Source organism: Klebsiella sp. LTGPAF-6F, assembly GCF_001753185.1.
GTDB lineage: Bacteria > Pseudomonadota > Gammaproteobacteria > Enterobacterales > Enterobacteriaceae > Klebsiella > Klebsiella michiganensis.
In genome coordinates, this window is record NZ_CP017450.1 from 3,045,966 (window position 1) to 3,072,018 (window position 26,053).

Consider the following 26,053-nt stretch of genomic DNA (forward strand, 5'->3'; position numbering starts at 1 on the left):
GAAATGGCTTTATTGGTTTTTTTAATCTGCAAATAAGCCTATGAAATAATCACGCCGTTTTATGGATAAATATGCCACCCGGCGTTTTTATCTGGTCTGCCGTTTAATAATGCACAATAATGCCGGCGGTATGTTTTATAACAAGTGATTAGTTGTATGAAAAAGACTATTTTTTCGTTAGCGCTTGGCACTTTTGGTCTCGGAATGGCGGAATTTGGCATCATGGGCGTATTACCTGAAATTGCCCATGACGTCGGGATATCTATTCCCGCCGCGGGCAATATGATCTCCTGGTATGCGCTTGGCGTCGTCATCGGCGCGCCGGTGATGGCGCTGTTCTCCAGCCGCTTTTCGTTAAAAGCGGTGATGCTGTTCCTCGTGGCGCTGTGCGTTATCGGCAATGCCATCTTTACGTTATCTTCCAGCTATTCGATGCTGGCGCTGGGGCGCCTGATCTCCGGTTTCCCGCACGGCGCCTTCTTTGGCGTGGGGGCGATCGTTCTGTCGAAAATTGCGCCGCCGGGGAAGGTCACCGCCGCGGTGGCGGGAATGATTGCCGGAATGACGGTCGCTAATTTGCTGGGGGTTCCCGCCGGAACCTGGCTTGGCCATCAGTTTAGCTGGCGCTATACCTTTCTGGCGATTGCGGTGTTTGACATCGCCGTGCTGGTCGCCATCGCCTGGTGGGTGCCCACGCTGTTTGATAAACCGACGACGCGCTTGCGCTCGCAGTTTCATTTTTTAACATCGCCCGCACCGTGGTTAATTTTTGCCGCGACGATGTTCGGCAATGCCGGCGTATTCGCGTGGTTTAGCTATATTAAGCCGTTTATGATTAACGTCTCTGGTTTTGGTGAGAGCGCCATCATAGCCATTATGCTGCTGGCGGGGCTGGGGATGGTTCTGGGGAATTTATTTAGCGGTAAAGTCTCCGTCCGTTATAGCCCGTTACGCATTGCCGCCGTGACGGATGGCGTGATTGTCGTGACCTTATTACTTCTGTTCCTGCTGGGTGAGAATAAAGCCGCCGCATTAACCCTCGCGTTTATTTGCTGCGCGGCCCTGTTTGCCCTGTCGGCACCGCTGCAAATTCTGCTGCTGCAAAATGCGAAGGGCGGCGAGATGCTGGGCGCGGCGGGCGGCCAGATCGCCTTTAATCTCGGCAGCGCCATTGGGGCGCTATTCGGCGGGATGATGATTACGGCCGGTCCTGGCTGGCGTTTCGTTGCCTTACCGGCCGCGCTGCTTTCGTTTCTTGCGCTCAGTTCGCTGCTGATTTATGCCCGCCATCAGCGGCGTCTGGCCTGATTAAGCCCGCTGGCGCCTATTCCTGCCACGGCTCGCCGAGGGTCAGCATTAACCGGTTGGCCCAGGCAAAGAAAGCCGCCGATTGCAGTAAATCCAGTTGGGCGAGGGTATCCAGCCCCTGTTGCTCGACGGCGGCAAGGTGGTCAACGGACAGAGCGGGAGGGGTAACGGAAATCGCGGCGGCGAAATCGATCTGCGCCTGCCATCCCGGCGTCTGCCCGTCGCTTAACTGCTCTCCCGGCGTCACCGCCAGCAGCGTCTCTATCGCCGTTTCATCTTTAGCCAGCTGCGCCGCTTTGCGCGCATGCACCGAGGCGCAATAAATACAGCCGTTGATTTTGCTCGCCACCGTTGCCGCCAGCTCGCGCTCGGCGCGCGGCAGGCCGCCGGGAGTATAAAAGATCCCTTTGTCGGTTAACGTACGCTGCTCGAGGAGCGGCAGGTTGCGCGCCAGCAGGCGGAAGTAGGGCGAATCGCTGTGGCCAAATTTCGCCAGCAGCGCCTGCTCGTCGGGGGTGAATTCCGCCAGTGGTTTAGCCGTCAGCCAGGGCTCCCAGTGCAGTTCATCGCGGGTGAAGTGCACCGGCGCCTTCTTACCGCTGATGGTTTGCGGCGAGGTATGCCAGAATCCCGCCACCGTCGGGGTTTGTGCGACGTGGATATTTTTGCCATTAAGCAGGCGCAGCCCGACGACCAGCCGGCTCTGGAAGCTGACAAACGCGATAAGCTGGGCGAGGGTGACGATGCCGCGCAGGCTCCATCCGGCGCGGATTAAGGCCTCAAGCGCCGACGGCGTGGCCTCCACGGGCGTAAAGGTCAACAGCCGGGCAAAGGCCAGCGCCGGCGCCAGCCGCGGCGATGTGGGGTCGGCAATGCCAAAGCCGGCGTAGTGGGCGGCCAGCGCATCGCTCTCATGCAGCTTCGCCACCCTCGCGGCCACGGCAAAACGCTCGTCGAGCGGAAAGTCGTTATCCTGCTGACCAAACAGCGTTTCATAACTTCCCTGAGCATGGCGGGTGGCCGCCTCGCGCACGGCTCGCGCCGCCGCTAAGGCGGAATCGGGGGCAATTTCTGCCAGTTCGGCCAATATATCCTGACTGAGCGTCATGGTGACTCCTTATCGTATCTGCGGGGCAATATGCTGAGCGATCAGCTCAATGGAACGAAGCGTGTCGCGGTGCGAGGGTTCAACGGAGTGCACCTGAAACGAAATATCGGTTACCCGCCGCAGGACGCTATCGCGGGCCAGCGAAGCGGCGACGTGCTGCGGGTCGCCAACGTGCGCGTCAAGCTGCGGCAAAAAATCAGTGACAGTGTCACCAATAATATCATGACCTGCGGCGCGATGCTGGGCAGCCTGCTGGCGCAGGCCGGGTTCAGCGACCTGCAGCGCATACTGCTGGCTATCGGCGACAAAGGCCGTCCGCGAGGCGAGGATCCTTGGCTCGACGCCCGCCGGCAGCGCGGCGAGATAGGCGTCAATAATCGGATTCTGGATAGCGTTCAGCGGCAGCGTGGGCTGTCCAGCCGGACGCGGCTGCGTGCGCGAGAGCATCAGCCCGTGCCCGGCCTGAGCCGCGCGAACCGCCCCCTCAATGGAAAAGGTGGCAATCCAGATGCGCTCCGCCAGCTGCGGCGCCTGAGGGTACAGATGATTATCCGGGTGCGAGAGCGAATCCCCGCGCCAGGCGCTTTGAATCAGATGCAGGTGTTCAGCAAACACCGCGCTGCGCTGGTCCATCGTCAGCCCGAAGGGTAAAAACGAAGTGGGGGTGCCGCCGGAGCCGAAGCCCACCTCCAGCCGTCCATCGGCGAGCAGATCCAGCACCGCCGCATCCTCCGCCACCCGCAGCGGGTTTTCCATGGGCAGGGTGATAATGGCGGTGCCAAGACGAATGCGCTCGGTGTGCGCCGCGGCGTGGGCGAGAAAGACCAGCGGCGACGGCAGGCCGCCTTCGTGCTCATGAAAATGGTGCTGAGCGATCCACGCGCTGTCGAATCCCAGGCGTTCCGCGTGGCGAATTTGCTCGGTGGCCAGCCGGTAGCGCTCTTTAGGCGTGGCGTGGTCCAGCAGACGGGTGAAAAAGCCCAGTCGTTTACGCGTCATGCAACCTCCTTGCTCGGGGATGAAAAATGGGGAATCGCGGCGATAAGCTCGCGGGTATAGTCATGCTGCGGGGCGCTGAACAGTCGGCTGACGTCGCCGTGTTCAACCACCTGGCCCGCCCGCAGCACCGTCACGCTGTGGGCGATACGGCGCACCGTCGCCAAATCGTGAGTGATAAACAGATAGCTCAGCCCCAGCTGCTGCTGAAGCTGCTGCAGCAGCGCGAGAATTTGCGCCTGCACCGTGACGTCCAGCGCCGAAGTCGCTTCATCGAGGACAAGGATCGTCGGTTCAAGGATTAAGGCGCGGGCGATGGCCACCCGCTGCCGCTGGCCGCCGGAAAGCTCACGGGCGGTTCGAGACAGCAGCTCCGGAGCGAGCGCCACGCGGGCGGCGACCGTTTCGACGCGCTGGCGCCGCACTTCGGCGTTGAGGCGGTCGAAGTTTTTTAACGGCTCTTCGATAATCTCAAACAGCGTTTGCCGCGGGTCAAGCGAGGCAAAAGGATTCTGGTAAACGAACTGAATTTTACGCCGCAGCTGGCGGAGCGCCTCGCGGCTGAGATGCCCGGCATCGATACCGTCGATAGCGATATGGCCGCTATCGGCCTTTTCGAATCCCAGCAGGATCCGCGCAAGGGTCGTTTTGCCGGAGCCGGACTCGCCGACCAGCGCGTGGGTGCTGCCGCGCTTCACCTCGAAGCTCACGGCGTCCAGCGCCTGCAAATGCGCGCGGCCTAATGAGAAGCGCTTGCTGATGCCCTCCACGCGGATCGCCGGGGTCGCCAGTACGCGCCCGCTGGCCGGGGCAATGGTCAGCGTCGAACCCTGGAGATCGCTCAGCAGCTGGCGGGTATAGGTATGCTGCGGCGTACGTATGACGTCGCCGGTCGCGCCCTGTTCCTGAATCTCGCCGTGGCGAAAGACCAGCAGACGGTCGGCGCGTTCCGCCGCCAGCGCCAGATCGTGGGTGACGAACAGTACCGCCGTGCCGGACTCCCGGCGCAGCGTATCCAGCAGGTCGAGGATCCGCTTCTGTACCGTCACGTCGAGGGCGCTGGTGGGCTCATCGGCAATGATTAAGTCGGGTTTCAGGGCGATTGCGATAGCAATCAGCACCCGCTGCTTCATACCGCCTGAAAGCTGGTGGGGATATTGATCGATGCGCTGTTCCGGGTGGCTCAGCCCAACTTTGGTCAGCAGCGCCAGCACCTGCGCTTTACGCGCCGCGGCGCTGCTTTTTTGATGCAGACGCAGGATTTCGCCCACCTGCGCGCCGATGGTTTTCACCGGATTCAGGGAGTTGCCCGGATCCTGAGGAACCAGGCTAATCCGCGCGCCGCGCAGGCCGTCGAGGCGTTTAGCGGACCAGCCGCTGATATCTTCGCCATTAATCAAGATACGCCCGCTGTCCCGGCGCGCGTTATCCGCCAGCAGGCCAATAATCGCCTGCGCGGTGGTGGTTTTACCCGAGCCGGATTCACCGACAAACGCCAGCATTTCGCCGCGTTTGACCTGAAAACTCACGTCGTGCACGACCTCGCGCCATTCACGCTGTGAACGATAGCTGATGCGCAGATGCTCTACGCTTAAAACATTCATCGGCGTTCTCCGCTAAATTGACGGCTAATACGGTTGGCGGCGAGCACGACCGCAATCACCGCAATACCGGGCAGGGTGGTCAGCCACCAGGCGGTGGAGAGATAGTTGCGGCCTTCGGCGATCAGCAGACCCCACTCCGGGACCGGCGGCGGCGTGCCGTAGCCGAGAAAACTCAGGGTCGAGAGCGCCAGAATGGCCTGGCCGAACTGGAGGGTGGCAAAGGCCAGCACCGCGGTGAGCGAGTTGGGCAGAATATGCCGCCAGAAAACGGCGAAAAAGGTGCCGCCGCTGCCGTAGGCCGCTTCGACGAAGTCGCTGTGGCGTACGCGGACCACCTCCGCTCGCGCCAGGCGGGCAAAGCTGGCGACGGCCGCCGCGCCTACCGCGACGGCGGCGTTGAGCGTGCCGAAACCGAGCAGAATGATGACCGTCAGCGACAGCAATAAAGAGGGGATCGCCAGCAGCACGTCGACCAGGCGCATAATCGCCGACTCCACGCGTCCCGCCAGCGCGCCGGCCAGCGTGCCCAGCGCGGTACCGATAAACAGGCCGATCGCCACCGCCGCCAGCGCGGCGGAAAGCGAATGAACGGCGCCGAAGACGATGCGGCTCCACAGATCGCGGCCCAGCTGGTCGGTTCCCAGCCAGTGGCCGGCCTGCGGGGCCAGCCGCTGGGCGCCGGGGAACCCTTCCAGCGGGCTATAGTCGGTAAACAGCTGCGGAGCGATAGCCATCAGCGCGGCAACGATCATTACCGCCCAGGCCAGCAGCAGACCGGGCTGGACGCGCCGTGTACGCCAGTTTGACGTGCGGCGGCGCGCGGCGGTTGCGTAATCCACCAGGCTCATACGGCACCTCCGATAACGGTTTTCAGGCGCGGGTCGAACAGCGGCATGAGCAGGTCGACCAGCAGGTTAATCAGCACGAAACCGAGGGCAGAGATCATCACCACCGCCTGCAGTACCGCGATATCCTGATTATTGACGGCCTGCTGCGTCAGCAGCCCCAGACCGCCGCGGCCAAACACGGTTTCGGTAATCAGCGCGCCGGCGATCAGTTCCCCCAGCAGCAGACCGGCGATATTGAGCACCGGCAGCAGGGCGTTGCCGGTAACGTGCCGCCACAGGGCGCCGGTTTCGCTCAGGCCTTTGGCGCGGGCAACGGCGACAAACGGCTGCGCGGCGACCTGATCCAGACTGCGCATCAGGATTTGCGCCAGCGGAGCGGAAATCGGCACCGCGACGGCAATAATGGGCAAAATCAGCCCCTCAATCGGCCCGGGATTGATCACCGGGATCCAGCGCAGTTGAAAGGAGAAAATCTGAATCAGGGCGATGCCGAGCCAGAACGTCGGCAGCGAGATAAACAGCGCCGGCAGGGATTGCAGCGCGTTGCTGAGCCAGCGCAGGCCCGGCAGCCGTGAGGCGAAGGCGAGGGCGAAGGCCAGCGCCACCGCCAGAGCAAAGGCGGGCAGCGCCAGGCTTAATGTTTCCGGCAGGTTGCTGGCGATAAGCGCGCTGACCGGCAGCCCGGCCTGCAGCGAATAGCCAAAATCGCCACGCAGCATGGCCATCAGCGTATGGAAGTACTGTCTCCACAGCGGGCTATCGGCCCCGTAGGCGAGGCGCATTTCGGCGATCTGCTCAGGGCTGAGCCCCAGATCCGGATTCTGAAACTTGATCAGTACCGCATCGCCGGGTAGCACCTGTAACAGGATGAAGGAGAGGGTAAACGCGGCCCACAGCACCAGTAAACCCTGACCGGACCGCCGCAGAAGATAGTGGCTCATCGCGGGCTCCTTAGTGCTTTTCCAGCCACGCGCCGTAGAACGACGGGCGGCCTACCGCTTCAAAACTGACGCCTTTCACCCACGGCGCGCCGGCAAAGACCTGCGGCTCTTCAAATATCGGGATCACGTAGGCGTTGTCCAGCAGGTAGCGCTGGGCGTCGCCGGTGAGCTGGAGGCGTTTTTGCGGCTCGACTTCGGCTGAGATCGCGGTCAGCAGCGCGTTGAGCTTATCGTCACGGAAGCGTTGGACTTTGTCGCTGGAACCGCCTTTTTGCAGCAGCGCGTCGCGGTTAGCGGGGAAGAACATGCTTTTCACCACGTCAGGGTCGGCGCGGCCCACTTCCGACACGGTAAGCGGCGTTTTCAACGGGTCGAGGCTGTCCAGCGTACGGCTGCCGGCATCACCGGCTTTGACCGCCAGCGCAACGCCGACCTGGCGCCACTGCTGGGCGACAAGCTGGAGTACCTCTTTGTTTTGCGGCTGGGGCAGGGATTCATAGACGGTTAATGCCAGGCGCTGGCCATCTTTGACCCGTATACCGTCGGCGGCCGGTTTCCAGCCCGCCTCATCAAGCAGCTGTTTCGCTTTGGCCGGATCGAAAACCAGCTTATCGCTGAGGTTAACGTATCCGGCCGCGGTGCTGGCGACGACGGAGGTCGCCTGCGGATAGTTGGCGGAGAACAGGGTTTCAACCACCTGTCTGGCGTCGGTGGCGTGCAGCAGCGCCTGACGAACGCGCAGGTCGGCAACCAGCGGATTATCCGGGCGGAAGCTCAGGCTGTCGTTAACGCCGCGCGTCGGGGCGGCATAGATTTTAAAGCCCCGATCGGTTGCCTGCTTTTCATCATAGGCCTGCACCTGGCGAATAAAATCGGCCTGGCCTGCCAGCAGCGCGCCAACGCGTACGCCATCTTCCGGGGTGACGATATAGGTTATGCCGTCGAGATTCGCTGGCCCCTGCTGGGCGAGACTTTTCGGCCCCCATTGATAATCCTGACGTGCGACCAGAGCGAGTTCACGTCCCGGCTTTTCATCTTTAACCGTAAAAGGCCCGGAGCCAATAATATGGCGGGCGTCGCCCAGCTCTTCAAAATTTCGCGCCAGGGTGCTCAGGGAAACCAGCCCGGAGCCGATGGTCGCGGTGCCCTGCAGAAATCCCGGCGAGGGCTTTTTAAAGTAGAACTTAACCGTCAGCGGATCGATGACTTCGCTGCGATCGTAGTTATTAATCACCTCGGACACCGGCAGGCGGTGCGCTTTATTACCGAGGCCGTAGGTATCAAAGTTTTTGGCAACCGCATTGGCGTCAAGCGGGGTGCCATCAGAAAAGGTGACGTCAGGGCGAATCTTAAAGGTATATTCGGTTTTATCCGCGTTGGCGCTCCAGCTTTCGGCTATCCACGGTTCGACTTGTAAGGTTTTTGGATTTTGCCAGGTCAGCTTATCGGTTATTTGATTAAGAATACCGCCGTTAGGGTAAAAGCCTCCGGCCGGGGGATAAAGATTGGTATGCGGCTGCTGCTCCAGATAAATTAACGTGCCGCCTTTAACCGGCGCGTCGGCGGCCCACGCGGAAAACGCGCCGCTCAAAAAAAATGCCGCCAGCGCGGGCAGGCGAAAACGGGTGTGCATGGTGAATTCCTTTGTTATCTCTTGTTTGGCCATCATCGGGCGCGCGTTTTAACAAAGGAAGTAAGGATTTGCGCTAAGCATTTGCATAAAAAGCATTTATACCCGGCTCGATTTTTAGGGGCTGGTATTTACATGCCTTTCAGCTGAAACTCATGCTGGATAATTTAATGACTGAGAGATAGTCAGCGTAATAAAGGGAGAGCGACGATGCTGAAGTATTTACTGATGTTGGCGATGACGGTGCTGGCGGGCTGTACCAGCGCACCCAATTTGCCCTCTACCGATACCATTGTTAAGGTTAAACCTATTGAGTCGGGCATCATTGCCAATTCAAACAAATACAGCTATCGATTCTTCCGTAAAGGGGTGCCGCAGGAGTACCAGCGTTATAATACTTTCTACGAACGCTTCAATAAGGTCGCATCCGGCGTACGGGTGAATTTTGTCGTGAAACAGCATGAGGTTGTTGCGGAATATCTGGTGGTGCTCGACAAGCGCAGGCTGGATGCCAGTCAGCTAAGTCTGTTAACCAGCCAGTATCACGCGACCGCGCTGGACAACGACCATCTTGGCGTACTGTTTAAAGCGACCGGTTTCTGGTCAACCGTTGATCCCAATGAGCTGGATGACGCTTATCGGCTTGCCAGACCCGTCGTCGTGTCAATTAACGATAAAACGCAGACCATTAGCCCTCTGGGAGAGATCGCCCTGATCCCGCTGGTGCCGCTATTTCCGCTGGTGATGATGTACGGTTGCGCAACGGGGCCGTGCGTGTAAAGGGACAATTAAACCTCTCCCGTAGCGGGAGAGGTCCGAAGATTAGCGGCGGAAATCAATGACCATACGGCCGCGAATCTGTCCCTGTTCCATCTCTTTGAAGATGGCGTTGATATCGCCCAGCGGACGCAGGGTCACTTTCGGTACGACTTTCCCTTCCGCGGCAAACTGGAAGGCTTCGGTCAGGTCCTGACGGGTACCGACCAGCGAACCCACCACTTCGATACCGTCGAGGACCAGACGCGGAATGTCCAGGCTCATCGCTTCCGGAGGCAGGCCTACCGCCACCACGCGTCCACCCGCGCGAACCGCATCCACCGCTGAGTTAAACGCCGCTTTGGCGACGGCGGTTACCACCGCGGCATGCGCGCCGCCGGTTTTCTCATGAATAATTTTGGCCGCGTCTTCGCTGCGGGAGTTGATGGTCAGGTCCGCGCCCATTTCCGCGGCCAGCTTCAGCTGTTCATCATTAACGTCAAGGGCGATGACTTTGGCGTTAAACACGTTTTTGGCATACTGCAGCGCCAGATTGCCGAGGCCGCCGAGGCCATAAATGGCAATCCACTGGCCGGGTTTGATATGTGAGACTTTGACCGCTTTATAGGTGGTGACGCCCGCGCAGGTGATGCTGCTGGCCGCCGCAGAATCGAGCCCGTCCGGCACTTTGACCGCATAATCGGCCATGACGATACACTCTTCCGCCATACCGCCATCCACGGTATAGCCGGCATTTTTCACCGAGCGACACAGCGTTTCGTTGCCGCTGTTACAATATTCACAATGCCCGCAGCCTTCGAAGAACCACGCCACGCTGGCGCGATCGCCCGGCTTCAGAGAATGAACGCCCGGGCCGACCTGCTGCACAACGCCCACGCCTTCATGGCCCAGAATGACCCCGGTTTTATCGCCAAAGTCGCCGTTCTTAACGTGCAGGTCGGTGTGACATACGCCGCAGCAATCCATTTTTAAAAGGGCTTCGCCATGTTGCAGGGGACGAAGCGTTTTTTCCGTAACATTGACCTGATGATCTTGCGTGACGACAGCAGCTTTCATTCTGTTCTCCTTATTGAACATAAGCGTATTAACACAATTTTGTTTTTTACGCATGCTAAGGTTTAGCTTAAATCTTCATTAAACCAAGGGAATAATAGATATTCCTTGCCGGGGTGAGCTTGGTGTGCCGATTTTTTAATCAGAATTATTAATGAAATTCGCGTCACATTACTGTCATCGTTACGTCATACACGCTTCATTTGCGGCCTCTATCGTTCTGCTTTTCAATTTCTTATAACGATAGAGCGACACGACAATGCATCTGGTAAAAACACTCCTTGCCTCAGGCCTTCTGCTTTCCGCTACCGTTCAGGCGCAGAACGTACTGGATTTCCCGCAGCCGAAAAACAATCCTGAAGAGTTTTATGCCGTGACCGAAATTCCCGCGGGCGGCATTATCAAATATGAAACCGACGCCAAAACCGGCTTTTTGATCGCCGATCGTTTCCAGTCAATGCCGGTGGCCTATCCGGCTAACTACGGTTCGCTGACGCAATCCCTGGCAGGGGATGGCGATCCGCTGGACGTGGTGTTTTACACCCGCGCGCCGATGGCGCCGGGAACGCTGATTAAGCTGCGCGCGATTGGCGTGCTCAAGATGATTGATGGCGGCGAGAAGGACGACAAAATCATTGCCGTTCCGGCAAGCAAAATCGACCCAACCTACGATGACATCAACACCATCGGCGATCTGCCGAAAATCGAGCAGGAGCGTTTGCAGGCTTTCTTCCGCGTTTACAAACAGCTGCCGGAAGGGCGTAAAAAAGTGGAGCTGAACGGCTTTAACGATGCCGCCGCCGCGAAGCAGGAAATTAAAGCGGCATGGGATGCCTGGAAAGAGAAAAATCCGCAATAAGCGGAAAAACAGGCATCGCCCGGTGCCTGTCGCTTTTTCTTCGCCTTATTCTCCGCAGAGCGAGGTAATACGGGGGACTACGCCGGAACCGCCGAAATTTCCGTTACCCTGCGTCCTTTTCTTCAGCCCCAGCGTGGCGACGATGCGCTCGAAATTGCTTTTTTCACGGGTAATAAGTCCAGGTCAATCTCACTGCTGACGTTGTCTCATATCACTGGTACGATATAAATCTCTTTCACGGTCCTTATACGTACATATTTATGACAGAAATACGCATTGGCTATGCCCGATGTTCAACTGACCGCCAGGATCTGGCTCAGGCGGCAGTTCGCCAGGGAGACACGCTGGTCGTACCGAAACTGGACAGGCTGGCCCGTTCAGTTCCGGATGCAAGAGATATTGCTGATGCCCTTCAGGCCCGTGGCGTGAAGCTGGCGCTGGGCAACAGGATGATGAGATTGCAGACATCATCACCAGGATGATTCGATAATAATGATGAGTCTTATTAAAAGGTTTTTCAGACGGATATTCAGGTCATTGATATCGATGTACGGTCCTGCCTTATTGACACTTTTATTTGCAATTGTCCTTTTTCAAATTTTCCCTGATGGACCAATATGGCCTGTCCCCATATTCTGCATTTTTGTGATCGTTGTTTTTTATCGATACGTGAAATGGTAATCATCAAAACATCAAAATTTAGCATTGTTTGAAATTTATTTATAAGGAAATGCTATGTCTACACCCGCACATGGTACCAAGGGAGGCCATTGCCTCCCTTGGCTCTGACGAGGAGATAAAATGATCGACTTAACCGCCAGGATTGATATCGTTACCGGCTATCGTCCGGGAATGATTGGCCGCATTACGCAGATGCACGGCGAGTACTATGCGAAGCATTATGAATTTGGTCACTTTTTCGAGAGCAAAGTGGCCAGCGGGCTAGCGGAGTTTTCCGGTCGTCTTGAGAAACCGTGCAACCGGGTTTGGCTTGCCGTTCAGGGTGAGCAGATTGTCGGATCGGTGGCGATTGACGGCGAGGATCTTGGTAATAATGAAGCGCATCTGCGCTGGTTTATCCTCGACGATAGCTGCCGGGGAAGCGGCGTTGGCCGACGTCTGCTGAATGAAGCGATGGCCTTTTGCGATAGCCAGAACTTCGCCGCGGTGCGGCTGTGGACCTTCAGCGGGCTGAACGCCGCCCGCAGGCTGTATGAATCCTTCGGCTTTACGCTGGATAAAGCGTGGCAGGGGGATCAGTGGGGGCGGATGATGACCGAGCAGCAGTTTAGTCGGGTCAAACCCGTTGCGCCTGCCGGCGCGGAATAATCTCCCGGCGCGGATCGCCGCGCCGGGAGAGCGCCTGTTAGCCTAATAACGTCGCAATCGTTGTTATCTCCTTACGCCACTGCGCCTGCAGCTGCGGTTTTTGATGTTTTGGCTTGCGCGCCAGATCGTCGGCCAGCAGCTGCTCAAGCGTGACTAACCGCTCCAGCAGCGCATCCTGGTCCTCCTCCGGTTCGCTACTGTTCACCGTCACGGCCTGCGTCGCCGGACGACGAACGGCGGTGCGCAAAATCTCATACACCTCTTCGCTGCTGTGCCATTCGCTCAGCCCGCGCTCGTCGATAAGCCAGAAGCGATTGCAGCTGCGGTTAATGAGCTCGCGATCGTGGCTCACCAGCAGCAGGCCGCCGGGATAGTCGCGCAGCGTAGCCGCCAGCGCCGTTTTGCCATCCATATCTAAATGGTTGGTGGGCTCATCCAGCAGCAGCAGGCTATAGCGGGCCAGAGAGAGGCCGACGAACAGCAGGCGCGAACGCTCGCCGCCGCTTAAGGTGGCGACCTTTTGCCCGTGACGCGGCCAGCTGAATCCGGCGGAAATCAGCGCCCGCCTGCGCGCATCCGGACCTGGTTCAAAGGGCTCCAGCGCGTCGAGAAGGGTATCGTCATCCGCCAGCTGATGCAGGGTCTGGTCGTAATAACCCGGCTTCAGCCGCGGATGCAGGCGCAAACCGCTCTCCGCCGTTTCCTGCTGCATTTGCCGCCACAGCAGACGCAGCAGCGAAGACTTGCCGCCGCCGTTACGGCCCATCACCGCCACCCGATCGCCGCTTTTCAGGCGAGCCAGGCCCGCGGTAAACAGGGCCGGCAGACCGGGCGCGGGGGGAACGGGGAGCTGTTCCATCTCCAGCAGTCGGTCAGCCCGCAGCATGTCGCCGTGGAGCGCCAGCCGCCAGGGGGTGCCCATGGTCAGCTCGGTTTGGCTCTCCTTCAGGCGTTGAACCTGCTTCTCCATCTGCTTGGCTTTGCGGGAGAGATCTTCGTTGTCATAGGTCCGACCCCAGATAGCCAGCCGTTTGGCGCTGGCGGCGACCCGGTCGATCTCCTTTTGCTCGGCTTTATGGCGCTGCGCATCGCTGGCGTCCTGCTCTTCCAGCGCCCGGCGGGCGGCGCTGCAGGGCAGGGAGAAGGCGTGCAGCGTTCTGTCGCGCAGGATCCAACTGGAATTAGTTACAGCATCCAATAAGATATTATCATGCGACACCAGAACGAAGCTCCCCTGCCAGGTTTGCAGGAAGCTTTCCAGCCACAGGAGGGTCGGCAGGTCGAGGTGGTTTCCCGGCTCATCCAGCAGCAGGAGATCCGGCTGCTGAATCAGCGCCCTGGCAAGCAGCAGCCGGGTATGCTGACCGCCGCTCAGGGTTGACGCCCGCTGCGCGGCCTCATCTGGCGTAAAGCCCATCTCTGCCAATAGCCTCTCCGCTTGCCAGCGCTGACTCTCACGCTCAGGGGCGGGAAGTTTCGCCAGTACTACCTGCAGCAGGGGCTGCGCTAACAGCGCATCGGGTAGATGCTGTTCCACACGCGCCATCAGACAGTGACTGGCCAGCGCCACGCAGCCCGAACTGGGCACGATCGTGCCGTCCAGCACCTGTAGCAGGGTACTTTTTCCGCAGCCGTTATAGCCAATCAGGCCAATACGGTCGCCTTTTTTCAGGGTAAAGGAGAGGTTTGTGAACAGCGGGCCAAACGCCGTATCAACATGAAGAGATTGTGCAGTTAGTAATGTGCTCATTGTGAACTTACTCAAGAGTTACAGGCATATGAATGCCTCGTCAAACATCGCTGACGATAACCCGGTAAGCCCGAGGGAAGGGAGTTAGTCTATGGTTTCTTCGCTCAAGCTGAAGTTATCGCAGCACGATACCGATAACGCTTGAGCAGGTGCGATCGCCAAATGCACGTGAAAAAAACATTTCACAGTACGACATGGGATCCTCCTTTTTTATTCAGTGAGTTGATGGGTGCTGGCAGTGTAGAGGGAGAAAGCGGTTTTGACCAGATGAGAATAAAAAAAGGCCTGCAAAGCAGGCCCCCTGTATGACTCATCTACCGGTTAAATCGACGTGCGGCGGTAGTTCCGGTACTCCGGCTGCCAGAAGTTATCGGCGATCGCCTGCAGCAACGCTTCGGCGGAGGTTTTCACCGCCACGCCCTGTTCCTGGGCGATTTTGCCCACCGCAAACGCGATAGCGCGTGAAACGCTCTGAATATCCTTCAGCTCCGGCAGAACCGGGCCTTCACCGTTATTCACCAGCGGCGAATGTTTCGCCAGGGTTTCGCTGGCGGCCATCAGCATCTCATCGGTCACGCGCGATGCGCCCGAAGCGATAACGCCGAGGCCAATTCCCGGGAAGATATAGGAGTTATTGCACTGGGCGATAACGTACTGTTTGCCTTTGAGGGTGACCGGGGCAAACGGGCTGCCGGTGGCGACCAGCGCCGCGCCGTCGGTCCAGCTGAGGATATTCTGCGGCGTGGCTTCCACCCGGGAGGTCGGGTTGGACAGCGGCATCACGATTGGCCGCGGGCAGTGCTTGTGCATCTCGCGGATAATCTCTTCGGTGAACAGCCCCGGCTGCCCGGAAACGCCGATCAGGATATCCGGTTTGACGTTGCGCACCACGTCGAGCAGCGACAGCACATCATTCGTGGTGTCCCACGCTTGCAGGTGCTCACGCTTTTGCACCAGTTTGCTCTGGAACGGCAGCAGGTTCGGCATGGCGTCGGTCAGCAGACCGAAACGGTCAACCATAAAGACACGTTTACGGGCTTCCTCTTCGCTTAACCCTTCGCGCTGGATTTGCGCGACGATCTGCTCTGCGATACCGCAGCCCGCGGAGCCGGCGCCGAGGAAGACAATTTTCTGCTCGCTCAGCTGGCTGCCCGCGCCGCGGCTGGCGGCGATCAGCGTACCGACGGTGACCGAAGCGGTTCCCTGGATATCATCGTTAAAGGAGCACACTTCGTGGCGATAGCGGTTGAGCAGGGGCATGGCGTTTTTCTGCGCGAAGTCTTCGAACTGCAGCAGTACGTCCGGCCAGCGGGCTTTAATCGCCTGGATAACGTCGTCGACAAACTGATAGTACTCGTCGTCGGTGATGCGCGGGTGGCGCCAGCCCATATACAGCGGATCGTCCAGCAGCTGCTGGTTGTTAGTACCGACGTCCAGCACCACCGGCAGCGTGTAGGCCGGGCTGACACCGCCGCAGGTGGTATACAGCGACAGTTTGCCGATAGGAATGCCCATCCCGCCGATACCCTGGTCACCGAGGCCGAGAATACGTTCGCCGTCGGTCATCACGATAACCTTGACGTTGTGGTTCGGTACGTTTTGCAGAATATCGTCGAGGTTATTGCGGTTCTGATAAGAGATAAACACGCCGCGGGCGCGACGATAGATCTCAGAGAAGCGTTCACAGGCGGCGCCGACGGTTGGGGTGTAGATAACCGGCATCATTTCGTCAAGGTGGTTGCCGACCAGGCGGTAGAACAGCGTTTCGTTGGTATCCTGGATATTGCGCAGGTAGATGTGCTTGTCGATCTCGGTTTTAAATCCCTGGTACTGGATCCACGCGCGTTCGGCCTGTTCTTCGATGGTTTCGACCACTTCCGGCAGCAGGCCCAGCAGGTTGAAGCTGCTGCGCTCTTCCATGCTGAAGGCGCTGCCTTTATTGAGCAGCGGAAATTCAAGCAGCACGGGGCCGGCGTAAGGGATGTATAGAGAGCGGTTTTTCTTATGAGTGAATTGCATCGCACTAACTCCTTGATAATCGCTTCAGCCCGGGCGCGGCGACAGGCGGGGGGCTGGCAGGGAATGGCAGCGGGCAGAGTATAAAGCAGAAGACATCAAAGGAGGGTAAACATGAGGCCGATAGTCTTAAAAAAACACCATCCCGGGGAGAGGACGGTGTTTTTATCATCATTCAGCTGAAAAGTTAGCCACCGCGGCGCTTGCGGCCGGTGGCGCGAACATGGTTAACCGTGGTTTCCGCATCGCCTTCCAGCAGCACTTTTTTCTGCTGAGAAAGCTTGTAGTTCAGACCAAGAAGATGACGTGCCTGTTGGTTCGATTTCATTCTTACTCCTTTATCCTGTGTCGGTTTCAAGGACAAGCCCGACGGGTGTCGGACGAAATTTAACCCTTAAGTACGCCGCGCATTTTTAGCGCGGCGATAATCATCGTGGCCCATTTTGCCGGGATTAGCAACGTTGAGTCGGCAGATTAAGAACAGTCTTTTTAGCGGACCCCGGTTCGTCGGCCGGACAGGAGGTCACCCGCCATCCGGCACAAAGACCCGCACGTTAGCCAGTCTTACCACTTCATTTCGCCGGTATTCACTTTGGCGCTCAGATCCAGCGAACTCTCTTCCGCGAGTCCCGGCCAGCGCTGTTTCATCGCTTTGATAACGCCGGCGGAATCTTTGTGCGCGTTGAGCGCCTGCTCGAACTGGGTCAGATAATCGCGGGTAAAGGTAATCGCGCGGTCGCCTGCGGGCGGAGTCCCCAGGTAATGGCCGGGGATCACCTGCTGCGGATGCAACGCGGCCATCTCGTCGAGCGTACTTATCCACTGCTGGCGGCTTTCGACGCTCTGGGTGTCCGCCGTCCAGACGTGCATGCCCCACGCCACGCCGGTCCCGCCAAGAATGGCTTTATTCGCCGGGATCCAGACATAGGCGGCATAATTTTGCGGCTGGCGGATCTCAACCTTTTCGCCGTCTATGGTGAAGGTGTTTGCCGTCAGCGCTTGCGGGACGTAAACCTGCTTCGGCGCGCCGTCCTTCATCTGCGGGCCCCAGTAGGCCAGTTTGGCCGCTTTGGTGGCGTTAATGTGTTTAACCACTTCCGCGGTCGCCACCACGTTGACATCCGGGAAAGCCTTCACCAGCGGCTCGAGGCCGAAATAGAAGTCCGGATCGCCGGAGGTAATCACGATGCGGGTCAGTTTTTTACCGCTTTTCTTAATCATTTCAACCAGCTTCTCGCCATCTTTGACGCTGAATTGAGCGTCAAACAGCACCGCTTCATGCGGGCCGGAGGCGAGGGTGGAGTTAACCGCGAAAATGCCGTTCTCCTGCGGGTTGTAGGTTTGCAGCGTTAGGGGCGCGGCCAGAACTGACGTGCTGAAAAGCGTGGTCGCGATAGCAAGGGCAGATAATTTCATATTCGTTTTCTCTTGGTCAGGTGAATGAGCGCTATTGTACGGATTTCATGATTTGCGAAAATTCCTGAAAAAAGAGATGCTGAGTTTCATAAAACGTGCAGATGGAAATCAGTTATGGATCGGGTTATTGCCGCGCAGGTGTATATGCGCATTTGTGAACTGGGGAGCTTAAGCGCCGCCGCCCGCGCGCTGGGGATGTCGCGTCCGATGGTCAGCCGCTATCTGGAACAGATGGAGCAGTGGGCGGGAACCCGGCTGGTCCATCGCTCAACTCGCAAACTGACGCTCACGGCTGCGGGGGAAAAGGTGCTGCAAAAAACGCGCACCCTGACGCAGCTGTCGGATGAGATCGCCGGGCAAAGCGAGCGTGCGATCCCCAGCGGGACGCTGCGCGTCGCCTGCGCTCACTTTACGGCGATGCAGCTGATTTCGCCGCTGCTACCCGATTTTCTCGCCCGTTATCCGCAGCTGCGCCTTGAGCTGGATATCAATAATCACCCGGTCAGCCTGATCGGCGAACGGATCGACGTGGCGATTCGCATCACCGACAATCCGGAGCCCGGGGCTATCGCCCGCCGCCTCGGCGTGTGTCGTTCGGTGCTGTGCGCGTCGCCGCGCTGGCTTCAGCAGAACGGTCCGCTGCAAACGCCGGAAGATCTCACTCGTCACAACTGCCTGCATTACAGCCATTTTGCCAGCCAGACCTGGCAGTTTAGCGACGCCAGCGGCGAAAACGTGGCGGTGGCGGTTTCCGGCAACCTTAGCGCCGGGATCTCCTCGCTGCTGATGGAGGCGGCGGTCGCCGGCTGCGGCATCGCGATGCTGCCGGAGCTGGAGGCGCAGCGGGCGCTCAACAGCGGGGCGCTGAAACAGGTTTTACCGGCCTGGCGGCCAAAAGCGCTAAGCGTATATGGTATTTACCTTTCTCGGGACTATCAGCCAAGCGCGCTGCCGCTGTTTCTCGGTGAGATTCAGCAGAAACTGGCGCAAACTCACGATATAAAAGGAACCCTTTAATGATAGTGCTTCGCCCAATGCGCGCTACGGAGTACCCCGCGTATCTCGACTACTTTATCCCCGACTACGCGGCGGAAATCTCCGCCAATTACGCGCTCTCGCCGGCGGCCGCGTTAGCCCAGGCGCAGCGCGAAATCGCCGCGGATCTGCCCGACGGCGTCAATACTCGCGGCCAGGTTTTATGCTGCTTATTCGATGACAGTGACGGCGCAGAAAAGCGGGTCGGCTATCTCTGGTACAAGCCTGACGAAGAAATGCGCTCCGCCTTTATCTGCGATTTTTATATTTATCCGGCGTTTCAGGGACAGGGCCTGGGTAAACAAGCGATGGCGGCTTTTGAGCATGCGCTGAAAAGCCAGGGGATCGGCCAAATTAAACTGCGCGTCGCCGGGGATAATCAGCGCGCGCGCCATCTCTACGACGCCGCGGGTTTCCGCGTTACCGGCGTTAATATGAGTAAAAATATCCCGACGGATTGATCTGAAAAACGCCGCGCGCCGCCCAAATGCCTTAGGGGGTTCTATACTTAACCCTTTCATATCAAAAAAGGAGCGATATTATGGCAATCCATAAGAAAGGTCAGGCGCACTGGGAAGGGGATCTGAAAAGCGGAAAAGGAACCGTCTCGACCGAGAGCGGCGCGCTGAACCAGCAGCCTTATGGTTTTAACACCCGTTTCGAAGGCGTCAAGGGCACCAACCCGGAAGAGCTTATCGGTGCCGCCCATGCCGCCTGTTTCTCCATGGCGCTCTCGCTGATGCTGAGCGAAGAGGGCTACACCGCCACCTCCATTGATACCGTGGCGGTGGTGACGCTGGATAAATCCGGCGGCGGCTTTGCCATCACCCAAATCGCGCTGCAGAGTAAAATTGTGCTGCCAGGCATCGAGGCCGATGCGTTTGACGGCATCATTCAAAAAGCCAAAGCCGGTTGCCCGGTATCGCAGGTGCTGAACGCGGAGATAAGCCTCGACTACCAGCTCAATCCATAAGCTCGCTGGCGCCCGCTATCGGCGGGCGCTCCTGCCCTAAAAGCCATCGTTGGCAAATGCCCCCGGCGTTAATAAATGCTATCTTTCTCGCTCACGGATCAGAGCAGGTGGGTAATGACCAGCATACGCGGAATGATTGAAGCTCAGGTTCTGGGCTTAACCGGCATGGCGCTAAAAGAGATCGATTTTGAACACCCCAAAGGCGAACCGGGGCTATTTGGCCCGCAGTCGGCCATCTGGCAGGTTCATGGCGATTTTACCTCCATGCTCTGCGGCGGCGTCAGCGCGCTGCTGTTACAGATGCTGCATCCTCTGGCGCTGGCGGGCGTCTGGGATCACTCAAACTTCCGCGAAGATATCTTTGGCCGCCTGCGCCGTACCAGCCAGTTTATTTCCGCCACCACCTTTGGTACCACCGCCGACGCCGAACGGCTGATCGCAAAAGTGCAGGGGATCCACCTGCGGGTGAGCGGCAAGGATAAAGACGGCACGCCCTATCAGGCCAGCGACCCGGCGCTGCTCACCTGGGTTCATGTCGCCGAATGCAGCAGCTTTATGGCCTCGCACCTGCGCTACAAGCGGACCGTGGTCAGCGCCGCCCGCCAGGAGCAGTATTATCAGGAGGCCGCCGAAATTGCCCGCCGCCTTGGCGCTCGGGATATCCCGGTAACGCCGCGGCAGGTTGCCGACTACCTGCAGGATATGCGCCCAACGCTGCGCTGCGATGAGCGAACGCAGGAGGTTGCCGACGTCCTGCTATCGACCCGCCTGCCGGGGCGCCTGAGTCAGCCCATCGGGCGAATGATGATGCGCGCCGGGATTGACCTCCTGCCGCCGTGGGCGCAGGCGATGCTCAATTTGCCGATGAGCGCGCTGCAGCGGCATAGCGCACGAATTGCGGTACACGGCGTCGCCCGCGTACTGCGCGCGTCGGTGCGTAACGGCGCGTATCATTGCGCGATGCGCCGGATGAATCAGTTTTAATTATTCCGGCTGCGTTTTTACGCCAAAAATATAGCCATGGCTATTATTGTCATGGCTATATTTCTTAAAAACAAACTATTCTCATTTATATATTTGACAGCAATAAAAATAAGTAAATATTCTCTTAACGGCGGCGAATTATTCAGAAAAAATTAAGCCAAATCGCGTACGTTATTTCTTTTTTTACGGGGAAGTCATCATGGCGAAAATGACTGACGATGGTCAGCGCGCCCAGGTTGCGCGTAAAACGACGCTGGTCAGCGTGGTGGTCAATCTTTTTTTATCCAGCGCCCAGGTTCTGGCGGGCGTTTTTTCCGGTTCGCAGGGATTAATTGCCGATGGTATTCATTCTCTTTCCGATTTAGTCGCTGATTTCGTCGTGCTGTTGGCCAATAAAAAAAGCGGCAAACCCTCGGATAGCGATCATCACTACGGACACCGGCGCTATGAAAACGGCGCTTCACTGGTGATTGGCGCGCTGCTGTTACTGGTTGGCGCGGGTATGCTGTGGTCCGCCTGCGGCAAACTGCTGCATCCGGCGTCTATCCCGAGCGTGCATATTACCGCTCTGTGGGTGGCGCTCGCCGCGCTGACCGCCAAAGAGATGTTATTCCGCTATATGCTCAGGGCGGCTAAACAAATTCAGTCGTCCATGTTGATTGCCAACGCCTGGCACGCCCGCTCGGATGCCGCGTCGTCGGTGGTGGTCGCGGTCGGCATCATCGGTAACCTGGCCGGCTTCGCCTGGCTCGATCCGGTGGCCGCGCTGGCCGTCGGCGCGCTGGTCACCCGCATGGGCTATACCTTTTCGTATGACGCCCTCCATGACTTGATGGATCGGTCAGTGGATAGCGACAGCGAGCAGCAGATAATCACCACTATTCTGGCAACGCCCGGCGTCGTGGCGCTGCATGACCTGAAAACCCGACGCGCCGGCGATGGGATCCTGGTCGATGTACATATCGAGGTGCCGGGAGAGTTATCGGTGGCGGAAGGGCACGATATTGCGCTGTTGGCCCGCGCGCGGGTGCTAAACAGCCAAAACGTACTGCATATGATGATTCATATTGACCCTTGCCGCGCGGATAGCGACGCGATTATCGCTTAGGTTATTCCCCTTAACGCTTAAGGGCTATGTCAGCCTGCGGATAATATTGCCTGTGAAATAAAAAAGGACCATAATCCAGCGGCTATTCTTTCATCGCTGATAAATAGCCGGCTGACGCCGTGTCGTGTTTTTAAACAATATAAAAATGCAATCGCTTAATAGAAAGTATCTATTATTCGTTCGAAACTTCAGGAAGTAAAACAATGATTATCCGGCCAGAACAACACTGGTTCCTTCGCTTGTTTGACTGGCACGGCTCCGTGCTGTCAAAAATCGTCTTTCGCCTGCTGCTTAACCTGATGATGTCGATTATCGCGATCATCAGCTATCAATGGTACGAGCAGCTGGGTATCCATCTTACCGTCGCGCCGTTTAGCCTGTTGGGGATCGCCATTGCCATTTTTCTTGGCTTTCGCAATAGCGCCGGATACAACCGCTTTGTTGAAGCGCGCAACTTATGGGGAACGGTGCTGATTGCCCAGAGAACGCTGGTGCGCCAGCTGAAGAATCTCCTGCCGGCCGAAAGCGCAGCCCATCAACGCCTGGTGAGCTTCCTGGTGGCGTTTAGCTGGAGCCTGAAGCATCAGCTGCGCAAGACGGATCCGAGCGCCGATTTAGCGCGTCTGCTGCCGGCGCAAAGCGTGGCGGAAATTCTCGCCAGTTCGATGCCAACCAACCGCATTCTGCTGCTGGCAGGCGATGAGCTTGGGCGCCTGCGCGCAGAAGGGAAGATCGGCGATGTCACCTTCAGCCTGATGGACAATAAGCTTGATGAGCTGGGGCACGCCCTGGGCGGCTGTGAGCGCCTCGCCAGCACCCCGGTGCCCTTTGCCTACACGCTCATTTTGCAGCGCACCGTGTATCTGTTCTGTACGCTGCTGCCGTTTGCGCTGGTCGGCGATCTTCACTATATGACGCCGTTCGTGTCGGTGTTTATCTCCTACACCTTTCTGTCGTGGGATTCGCTGGCGGAAGAGCTGGAGGACCCGTTCGGTACCGCAGCCAACGATTTGCCGCTGAACGCGATGTGTAACACCATTGAGCGCAACCTGCTGGATATGACCGGCCAGCATCCCTTACCGGAGATACTGGCGCCGGACCGCCACTACAATCTGACCTGATTTTTGTATGTTTATTATTCGTTAAATAAGTTAAATCTAACGCGTGATAGATAACATTGATTATACAGTCACCGCCCTGATTGTTATGCTTTCGTTAACAAAAAACGCCCGTTACCCTGGCTGGTAACGGGTGATAAGAGATCGTGCGGCGTTTCACCTGCCATACGCCGCCGAAAGCGCATCAGGAGTGAACATGAGTAACAGAAGACGCGTCGTTCCCGGCGTCCATCCCTATGATGGTCCGGCGGGCGGCTGGGGTGCCTTAAAAGCCACCGCTATCGCCGTTCGTACGCAAATGGATGCGCTCGATGCCCCCGCCACGCTGCTGCGGACCAATCAGCCGGATGGCTTTGATTGTCCCGGCTGCGCCTGGCCCGACAAAGAGCATAAATCGACGTTTCAGTTCTGCGAAAACGGCGCCAAAGCGGTGACCTGGGAAGCCACCAGTAAACGGGTCACGGCTGAGTTTCTCGCGGCTAACACCGTGACGTCGCTGCTGGCGCGCAGCGATTTTGAGCTCGAAGGCTACGGGCGCTTAACCCAGCCCCTGGCCTACGATAAGGCCAGCGATACCCTGCGTCCGGTCTCATGGGACGCGGCGTTTACCCGCATCGGCGCCATTCTTCGTACGCTGCAGCCCAATGAAGTCGAGTTTTATACCTCCGGGCGCGCCTCTAACGAAGTGGCCTTCCTGTTCCAGCTGTTTGCCCGCGAATATGGCACCAACAACTTTCCGGACTGCTCCAATATGTGCCACGAGTCGACCAGCGTCGGCCTGCCGCAGTCCATCGGCATCGGTAAAGGGACGGTCTCCCTCGATGACTTTGATAAGACCGAGCTGGTTATCTCTATCGGCCACAATCCCGGAACCAACCATCCGCGCATGATGGGTACGCTGCACGAACTGGCGCGCCGGGGGGTGCCGATTATCGTCTTCAACCCGCTAAAAGAGCGGGCGCTGGAGCGTTTCGCCGATCCGCAGAACGTCATTGAGATGGCGACCTACGGCTCAACCAACATCGCGTCGACCTATTTCCAGGTCAAAGCGGGCGGCGACGCGGCGGCGCTTAAGGGTATCGCGAAGGCGCTGCTCCGGCTGGAAGCAGAGCAGGGCGATGTGCTGGATCGGGCGTTTATCGATGAGCATACGCTGGGCTTTACCGAGTTTGCGCAGGATGTGGACGCGACGCCGTGGCCGGATATTGAACGGGAGTCCGGCCTGACGCGCGGCGATCTTGAACGGGTGGCGGCGGCTTACGCTAAATCTAACGCCACGATTATCACCTACGGCATGGGCATCACCCAGCACAATAAGGGCACCTCTAATGTACGCCTGATAGCCGACCTGCTGCTGATGCGCGGGAATATCGGCAAGCCGGGGGCCGGGATCTGCCCGCTGCGCGGACACTCCAACGTACAGGGCAACCGTACCGTCGGCATCACGGAAAAGCCGAGCCCCCAGTTTCTCGCCAACCTGCAGCGGGTGTTTGGTTTTACGCCGCCGCAGGAGCATGGTCACGATGCGGTAAAAGCGCTACAGGCGATGATCGACGGCGAATCGAAAGCGCTGCTCTGCCTTGGCGGGAACTTCGCGGTGGCTATGCCGGATAGCGAACGGGCTTTTCCGGCGATGCGGGGGCTGGATCTGAGCGTGCATATTGGCACCAAGCTGAATCGCTCGCATCTTCTGGTGGCCAATGAGACCTTTATCCTGCCGTGCCTTGGCCGAACCGAACTCGATATTCAGGAGACGGGACGCCAGTCGATCACCGTGGAAGATTCGATGTCGATGGTGCACGCGTCGTCGGGCAAGCTGAAACCCGGTTCGCCAGAGCTGCGATCGGAGCCGGCGATTGTCGCGGCGATGGCCATGGCGACGCTGCCGGAAAGCAGCGTTGACTGGCTGTCGCTGGTCGCCGACTACGATCGCATTCGCGATCTGATCGAGCAGACCATTCCCGGCTTTGACCAGTACAACCAGCGTATTCGCCATCCCGGCGGTTTTCGCATGCCGCTGCCGCCGACGGAGCGTATCTGGCCGACGCCGACCGGCAAAGCGATGTTTTCCGTTTTTCACGGGGTGCACGAAAACCAGCAGGTAGCAGGGCATGACGTGATGCGCCTGGTGACGCTGCGCAGCCACGATCAGTACAACACCACCATTTACGCCATGGACGACCGCTACCGCGGCGTGTTTGGCCGTCGCGACGTGTTGTTTATGAACGAGCAGGATATGGCTGAGCAGGGATTCGAACACGGCGATCGGGTGGATATCAGCTCCGCGCTGCCGGGCCACCATCAGCGGCTGGAAGATATCACCCTGGTCGCGTACAGCATCGCGCCGGGCACCGTTGCCGCCTATTACCCCGAAGCCAACGTGCTGGTCCCTCTGGATTATCTCGATAAAGAGAGCGGCACGCCGTCGTATAAATCGGCGCCCGTCCGTTTAACGCTGCGCTCGAAAGAGATCCGCGCGCTGGCGGGGCTTCGCTAAAGCGCCGTTTGCCCGCGGCGATCGTCGCGTCGTGGGCAAAATCGCTACCTCTGCGCCAGAATCAGCTTAATCCCCAGCCCGACAAAACCGGCGGCAAAGCAGGCTCTCAGCCCCTGTAACACCCGCGGACGCGACAGCACGTATCCGCGCATCGCCGCCGAAAAGGCGCCATAGAGCATAAAAACCAGCAGCGTCATCAGCATAAAAACGGCGCTCAGGATCAGCATTTCCCCGATCGGCGAAGCCGAGCCGCGCTGGATAAACTGCGGCAGAAAGGCGAGAAAGAAGAGCGGCAGCTTGGGGTTAAGCAAATTAATCAGAATCGCGTGGCTGATGACCTGGCGCGGGTTGCGTTGTTCGACGCCCTCCACGTTCAGGCTGCCGCGCTGGGTCAGGGTGGCCCATGCGAGGTACAGCAGCCAGGCGACGCCGGCGTACTTCACCAGCTCGAAGGCGCCGGGGGTGCTGTGGAGGATGGCCGCCAGCCCGGTTATCGCCGCCAGCATATGCGGAATAATGCCCAGCGTGCAGCCGAAGGCCGCGGCAAAACTCATGCCTCTGCCCGCCGCCAGGCCGGTGGCAATGGTGTAAAGCGTCCCGGTGCCGGGGGCGATGACCACAATCAGCGAAGTCAAAAGAAACTCAGGGGTGATGAACGCCATGATGTCATTCCTGTTGCAGAGAATCGAGGCCCTGAGTATTT

Annotated in this window: 23 protein-coding genes and 2 pseudogenes; 13 read left to right on the forward strand and 12 right to left on the reverse strand. The window is 58.4% G+C overall.

The genetic code is table 11. The features are described 5' to 3' along the window. Nucleotides 1-156: 156 nt before the first annotated feature. A complete protein-coding gene (araJ, locus tag BJF97_RS14285; protein WP_014229283.1) occupies nucleotides 157-1,308 on the forward strand; it encodes an MFS transporter AraJ in 1,152 nt (383 codons plus the stop codon). A gap of 16 nt (nucleotides 1,309-1,324) precedes the next feature. Here araJ and BJF97_RS14290 read toward each other — a convergent pair whose 3' ends face one another. The 6 genes from BJF97_RS14290 to BJF97_RS14315 are packed head-to-tail and all read right to left on the reverse strand — an operon-like array spanning nucleotide 1,325 to nucleotide 8,438. Beyond that, nucleotides 1,325-2,416, reverse strand: a complete 1,092-nt coding sequence (locus tag BJF97_RS14290) for an alkylhydroperoxidase domain protein (RefSeq protein WP_032695037.1) — start codon at nucleotides 2,414-2,416, stop codon at nucleotides 1,325-1,327. A gap of 9 nt (nucleotides 2,417-2,425) precedes the next feature. Then, nucleotides 2,426-3,415, reverse strand: a complete 990-nt coding sequence (locus BJF97_RS14295; RefSeq protein ID WP_032695036.1) for a putative FMN-dependent luciferase-like monooxygenase — start codon at nucleotides 3,413-3,415, stop codon at nucleotides 2,426-2,428. Next, nucleotides 3,412-5,016 (reverse strand): dipeptide ABC transporter ATP-binding protein, encoded by a 1,605-nt coding sequence (locus BJF97_RS14300; protein WP_014229286.1) that lies wholly within the window; start codon nucleotides 5,014-5,016, stop codon nucleotides 3,412-3,414. Before BJF97_RS14300 ends, BJF97_RS14295 begins: the two co-directional genes overlap by 4 nt. Next, nucleotides 5,013-5,864: an ABC transporter permease gene (locus tag BJF97_RS14305; RefSeq protein WP_014229287.1), complete on the reverse strand. Its 852-nt coding sequence runs from the start codon at nucleotides 5,862-5,864 to the stop codon at nucleotides 5,013-5,015. Before BJF97_RS14305 ends, BJF97_RS14300 begins: the two co-directional genes overlap by 4 nt. Beyond that, nucleotides 5,861-6,805: an ABC transporter permease gene (locus BJF97_RS14310; RefSeq protein WP_014838431.1), complete on the reverse strand. Its 945-nt coding sequence runs from the start codon at nucleotides 6,803-6,805 to the stop codon at nucleotides 5,861-5,863. The genes BJF97_RS14305 and BJF97_RS14310 overlap by 4 nt, the downstream gene beginning before the upstream one ends. Before the next feature lie 10 nt (nucleotides 6,806-6,815). Beyond that, a complete protein-coding gene (locus BJF97_RS14315; protein WP_014838432.1) occupies nucleotides 6,816-8,438 on the reverse strand; it encodes a TIGR04028 family ABC transporter substrate-binding protein in 1,623 nt (540 codons plus the stop codon). Between the two features lie 207 nt (nucleotides 8,439-8,645). Between BJF97_RS14315 and BJF97_RS14320 the strand changes: the two genes are divergently transcribed. Continuing rightward, nucleotides 8,646-9,215: a hypothetical protein gene (locus BJF97_RS14320; RefSeq protein WP_014838433.1), complete on the forward strand. Its 570-nt coding sequence runs from the start codon at nucleotides 8,646-8,648 to the stop codon at nucleotides 9,213-9,215. 42 nt (nucleotides 9,216-9,257) lie between these two features. Here the strand turns inward: BJF97_RS14320 and adhP are convergent, their stop codons facing one another. Next, complete coding sequence (gene adhP, locus BJF97_RS14325; protein WP_004120604.1) at nucleotides 9,258-10,268, reverse strand: alcohol dehydrogenase AdhP; 1,011 nt, start codon at nucleotides 10,266-10,268, stop codon at nucleotides 9,258-9,260. A 256-nt stretch (nucleotides 10,269-10,524) separates the two neighbouring features. Here adhP and BJF97_RS14330 point away from each other — a divergent pair, with 256 nt between their 5' ends. The 4 genes and pseudogenes from BJF97_RS14330 to BJF97_RS14335 all read left to right on the forward strand — a co-directional run. Next, nucleotides 10,525-11,124, forward strand: a complete 600-nt coding sequence (locus BJF97_RS14330; RefSeq protein WP_014229291.1) for an inorganic diphosphatase — start codon at nucleotides 10,525-10,527, stop codon at nucleotides 11,122-11,124. A gap of 260 nt (nucleotides 11,125-11,384) precedes the next feature. Further along, nucleotides 11,385-11,576 (forward strand): annotated as a pseudogene (locus tag BJF97_RS32610) (recombinase family protein); the annotation flags it as partial. A gap of 40 nt (nucleotides 11,577-11,616) precedes the next feature. Beyond that, nucleotides 11,617-11,805 carry a hypothetical protein gene (locus BJF97_RS35125; RefSeq protein WP_042927132.1) on the forward strand — a complete coding sequence of 63 codons (189 nt, stop codon included), beginning with the start codon at nucleotides 11,617-11,619 and terminating at the stop codon, nucleotides 11,803-11,805. A 141-nt stretch (nucleotides 11,806-11,946) separates the two neighbouring features. Beyond that, nucleotides 11,947-12,453, forward strand: a pseudogene (locus BJF97_RS14335) (GNAT family N-acetyltransferase); the annotation flags it as partial. 37 nt (nucleotides 12,454-12,490) lie between these two features. On the opposite strand, the gene BJF97_RS14340 reads toward BJF97_RS14335, so the two are convergent. From BJF97_RS14340 to BJF97_RS14355, 4 genes are all read right to left on the reverse strand, one after another. Continuing rightward, complete coding sequence (locus BJF97_RS14340) at nucleotides 12,491-14,203, reverse strand: ABC-F family ATP-binding cassette domain-containing protein (protein ID WP_032695035.1); 1,713 nt, start codon at nucleotides 14,201-14,203, stop codon at nucleotides 12,491-12,493. Nucleotides 14,204-14,524: 321 nt separating this feature from the next. After that, on the reverse strand, nucleotides 14,525-16,222 hold the full coding sequence (locus BJF97_RS14345; RefSeq protein WP_032695034.1) for an NAD-dependent malic enzyme: 1,698 nt from the start codon (nucleotides 16,220-16,222) through the stop codon (nucleotides 14,525-14,527). Nucleotides 16,223-16,406: 184 nt separating this feature from the next. Next, nucleotides 16,407-16,547, reverse strand: a complete 141-nt coding sequence (gene sra, locus BJF97_RS14350; protein ID WP_004101955.1) for a stationary-phase-induced ribosome-associated protein — start codon at nucleotides 16,545-16,547, stop codon at nucleotides 16,407-16,409. Between the two features lie 236 nt (nucleotides 16,548-16,783). Continuing rightward, complete coding sequence (locus BJF97_RS14355; protein WP_032695033.1) at nucleotides 16,784-17,635, reverse strand: Vmh family MBL fold metallo-hydrolase; 852 nt, start codon at nucleotides 17,633-17,635, stop codon at nucleotides 16,784-16,786. Between the two features lie 114 nt (nucleotides 17,636-17,749). Here BJF97_RS14355 and BJF97_RS14360 point away from each other — a divergent pair, with 114 nt between their 5' ends. The 7 genes from BJF97_RS14360 to BJF97_RS14390 all read left to right on the forward strand — a co-directional run bounded on the left by BJF97_RS14360 (nucleotide 17,750) and on the right by BJF97_RS14390 (nucleotide 25,350). Further along, a complete protein-coding gene (locus BJF97_RS14360; RefSeq protein ID WP_025108266.1) occupies nucleotides 17,750-18,652 on the forward strand; it encodes a LysR family transcriptional regulator in 903 nt (300 codons plus the stop codon). Then, entirely contained in the window at nucleotides 18,652-19,131 is a 480-nt protein-coding gene (locus BJF97_RS14365) for a GNAT family N-acetyltransferase (protein ID WP_032695032.1), read from the forward strand. Before BJF97_RS14360 ends, BJF97_RS14365 begins: the two co-directional genes overlap by 1 nt. An 80-nt stretch (nucleotides 19,132-19,211) precedes the next feature. Beyond that, nucleotides 19,212-19,643: an OsmC family protein gene (locus BJF97_RS14370; protein ID WP_004138064.1), complete on the forward strand. Its 432-nt coding sequence runs from the start codon at nucleotides 19,212-19,214 to the stop codon at nucleotides 19,641-19,643. 114 nt (nucleotides 19,644-19,757) lie between these two features. After that, nucleotides 19,758-20,627 (forward strand): oxygenase MpaB family protein, encoded by an 870-nt coding sequence (locus tag BJF97_RS14375; RefSeq protein WP_032695031.1) that lies wholly within the window; start codon nucleotides 19,758-19,760, stop codon nucleotides 20,625-20,627. A 199-nt stretch (nucleotides 20,628-20,826) separates the two neighbouring features. Continuing rightward, entirely contained in the window at nucleotides 20,827-21,735 is a 909-nt protein-coding gene (locus tag BJF97_RS14380) for a cation diffusion facilitator family transporter (RefSeq protein WP_032695030.1), read from the forward strand. Nucleotides 21,736-21,938: 203 nt separating this feature from the next. Continuing rightward, nucleotides 21,939-22,856 (forward strand): bestrophin family protein, encoded by a 918-nt coding sequence (locus tag BJF97_RS14385; protein ID WP_032695029.1) that lies wholly within the window; start codon nucleotides 21,939-21,941, stop codon nucleotides 22,854-22,856. Between the two features lie 193 nt (nucleotides 22,857-23,049). Next, nucleotides 23,050-25,350, forward strand: a complete 2,301-nt coding sequence (locus BJF97_RS14390) for an FdhF/YdeP family oxidoreductase (RefSeq protein WP_014838444.1) — start codon at nucleotides 23,050-23,052, stop codon at nucleotides 25,348-25,350. A 44-nt stretch (nucleotides 25,351-25,394) separates the two neighbouring features. On the opposite strand, the gene BJF97_RS14395 is transcribed toward BJF97_RS14390, so the two are convergent. Beyond that, complete coding sequence (locus tag BJF97_RS14395) at nucleotides 25,395-26,012, reverse strand: LysE family translocator (RefSeq protein WP_014229303.1); 618 nt, start codon at nucleotides 26,010-26,012, stop codon at nucleotides 25,395-25,397. Between the last annotated feature and the right edge of the window lie 41 nt (nucleotides 26,013-26,053).

Excerpts from the sequence above, each read along its gene's own strand:
- BJF97_RS14345 (WP_032695034.1), bottom strand. The coding sequence starts at position 16,222 with ATGCAATTCACTCATAAGAAAAACCGCTCTCTATACATCCCTTACGCC.
- BJF97_RS14385 (WP_032695029.1), top strand. The coding sequence starts at position 21,939 with ATGATTATCCGGCCAGAACAACACTGGTTCCTTCGCTTGTTTGACTGG.
- BJF97_RS14315 (WP_014838432.1), bottom strand. The coding sequence starts at position 8,438 with ATGCACACCCGTTTTCGCCTGCCCGCGCTGGCGGCATTTTTTTTGAGC.
- BJF97_RS14355 (WP_032695033.1), bottom strand. The coding sequence starts at position 17,635 with ATGAAATTATCTGCCCTTGCTATCGCGACCACGCTTTTCAGCACGTCA.
- BJF97_RS14395 (WP_014229303.1), bottom strand. The coding sequence starts at position 26,012 with ATGGCGTTCATCACCCCTGAGTTTCTTTTGACTTCGCTGATTGTGGTC.
- BJF97_RS14370 (WP_004138064.1), top strand. The coding sequence starts at position 19,212 with ATGGCAATCCATAAGAAAGGTCAGGCGCACTGGGAAGGGGATCTGAAA.
- BJF97_RS14360 (WP_025108266.1), top strand. The coding sequence starts at position 17,750 with ATGGATCGGGTTATTGCCGCGCAGGTGTATATGCGCATTTGTGAACTG.
- araJ (WP_014229283.1), top strand. The coding sequence starts at position 157 with ATGAAAAAGACTATTTTTTCGTTAGCGCTTGGCACTTTTGGTCTCGGA.
- BJF97_RS14390 (WP_014838444.1), top strand. The coding sequence starts at position 23,050 with ATGAGTAACAGAAGACGCGTCGTTCCCGGCGTCCATCCCTATGATGGT.
- BJF97_RS14375 (WP_032695031.1), top strand. The coding sequence starts at position 19,758 with ATGACCAGCATACGCGGAATGATTGAAGCTCAGGTTCTGGGCTTAACC.
- BJF97_RS14340 (WP_032695035.1), bottom strand. The coding sequence starts at position 14,203 with ATGAGCACATTACTAACTGCACAATCTCTTCATGTTGATACGGCGTTT.
- BJF97_RS35125 (WP_042927132.1), top strand. The coding sequence starts at position 11,617 with ATGATGAGTCTTATTAAAAGGTTTTTCAGACGGATATTCAGGTCATTG.
- BJF97_RS14290 (WP_032695037.1), bottom strand. The coding sequence starts at position 2,416 with ATGACGCTCAGTCAGGATATATTGGCCGAACTGGCAGAAATTGCCCCC.
- BJF97_RS14300 (WP_014229286.1), bottom strand. The coding sequence starts at position 5,016 with ATGAATGTTTTAAGCGTAGAGCATCTGCGCATCAGCTATCGTTCACAG.
- BJF97_RS14320 (WP_014838433.1), top strand. The coding sequence starts at position 8,646 with ATGCTGAAGTATTTACTGATGTTGGCGATGACGGTGCTGGCGGGCTGT.
- adhP (WP_004120604.1), bottom strand. The coding sequence starts at position 10,268 with ATGAAAGCTGCTGTCGTCACGCAAGATCATCAGGTCAATGTTACGGAA.
- BJF97_RS14380 (WP_032695030.1), top strand. The coding sequence starts at position 20,827 with ATGGCGAAAATGACTGACGATGGTCAGCGCGCCCAGGTTGCGCGTAAA.
- BJF97_RS14310 (WP_014838431.1), bottom strand. The coding sequence starts at position 6,805 with ATGAGCCACTATCTTCTGCGGCGGTCCGGTCAGGGTTTACTGGTGCTG.
- BJF97_RS14330 (WP_014229291.1), top strand. The coding sequence starts at position 10,525 with ATGCATCTGGTAAAAACACTCCTTGCCTCAGGCCTTCTGCTTTCCGCT.
- sra (WP_004101955.1), bottom strand. The coding sequence starts at position 16,547 with ATGAAATCGAACCAACAGGCACGTCATCTTCTTGGTCTGAACTACAAG.
- BJF97_RS14295 (WP_032695036.1), bottom strand. The coding sequence starts at position 3,415 with ATGACGCGTAAACGACTGGGCTTTTTCACCCGTCTGCTGGACCACGCC.
- BJF97_RS14365 (WP_032695032.1), top strand. The coding sequence starts at position 18,652 with ATGATAGTGCTTCGCCCAATGCGCGCTACGGAGTACCCCGCGTATCTC.
- BJF97_RS14305 (WP_014229287.1), bottom strand. The coding sequence starts at position 5,864 with ATGAGCCTGGTGGATTACGCAACCGCCGCGCGCCGCCGCACGTCAAAC.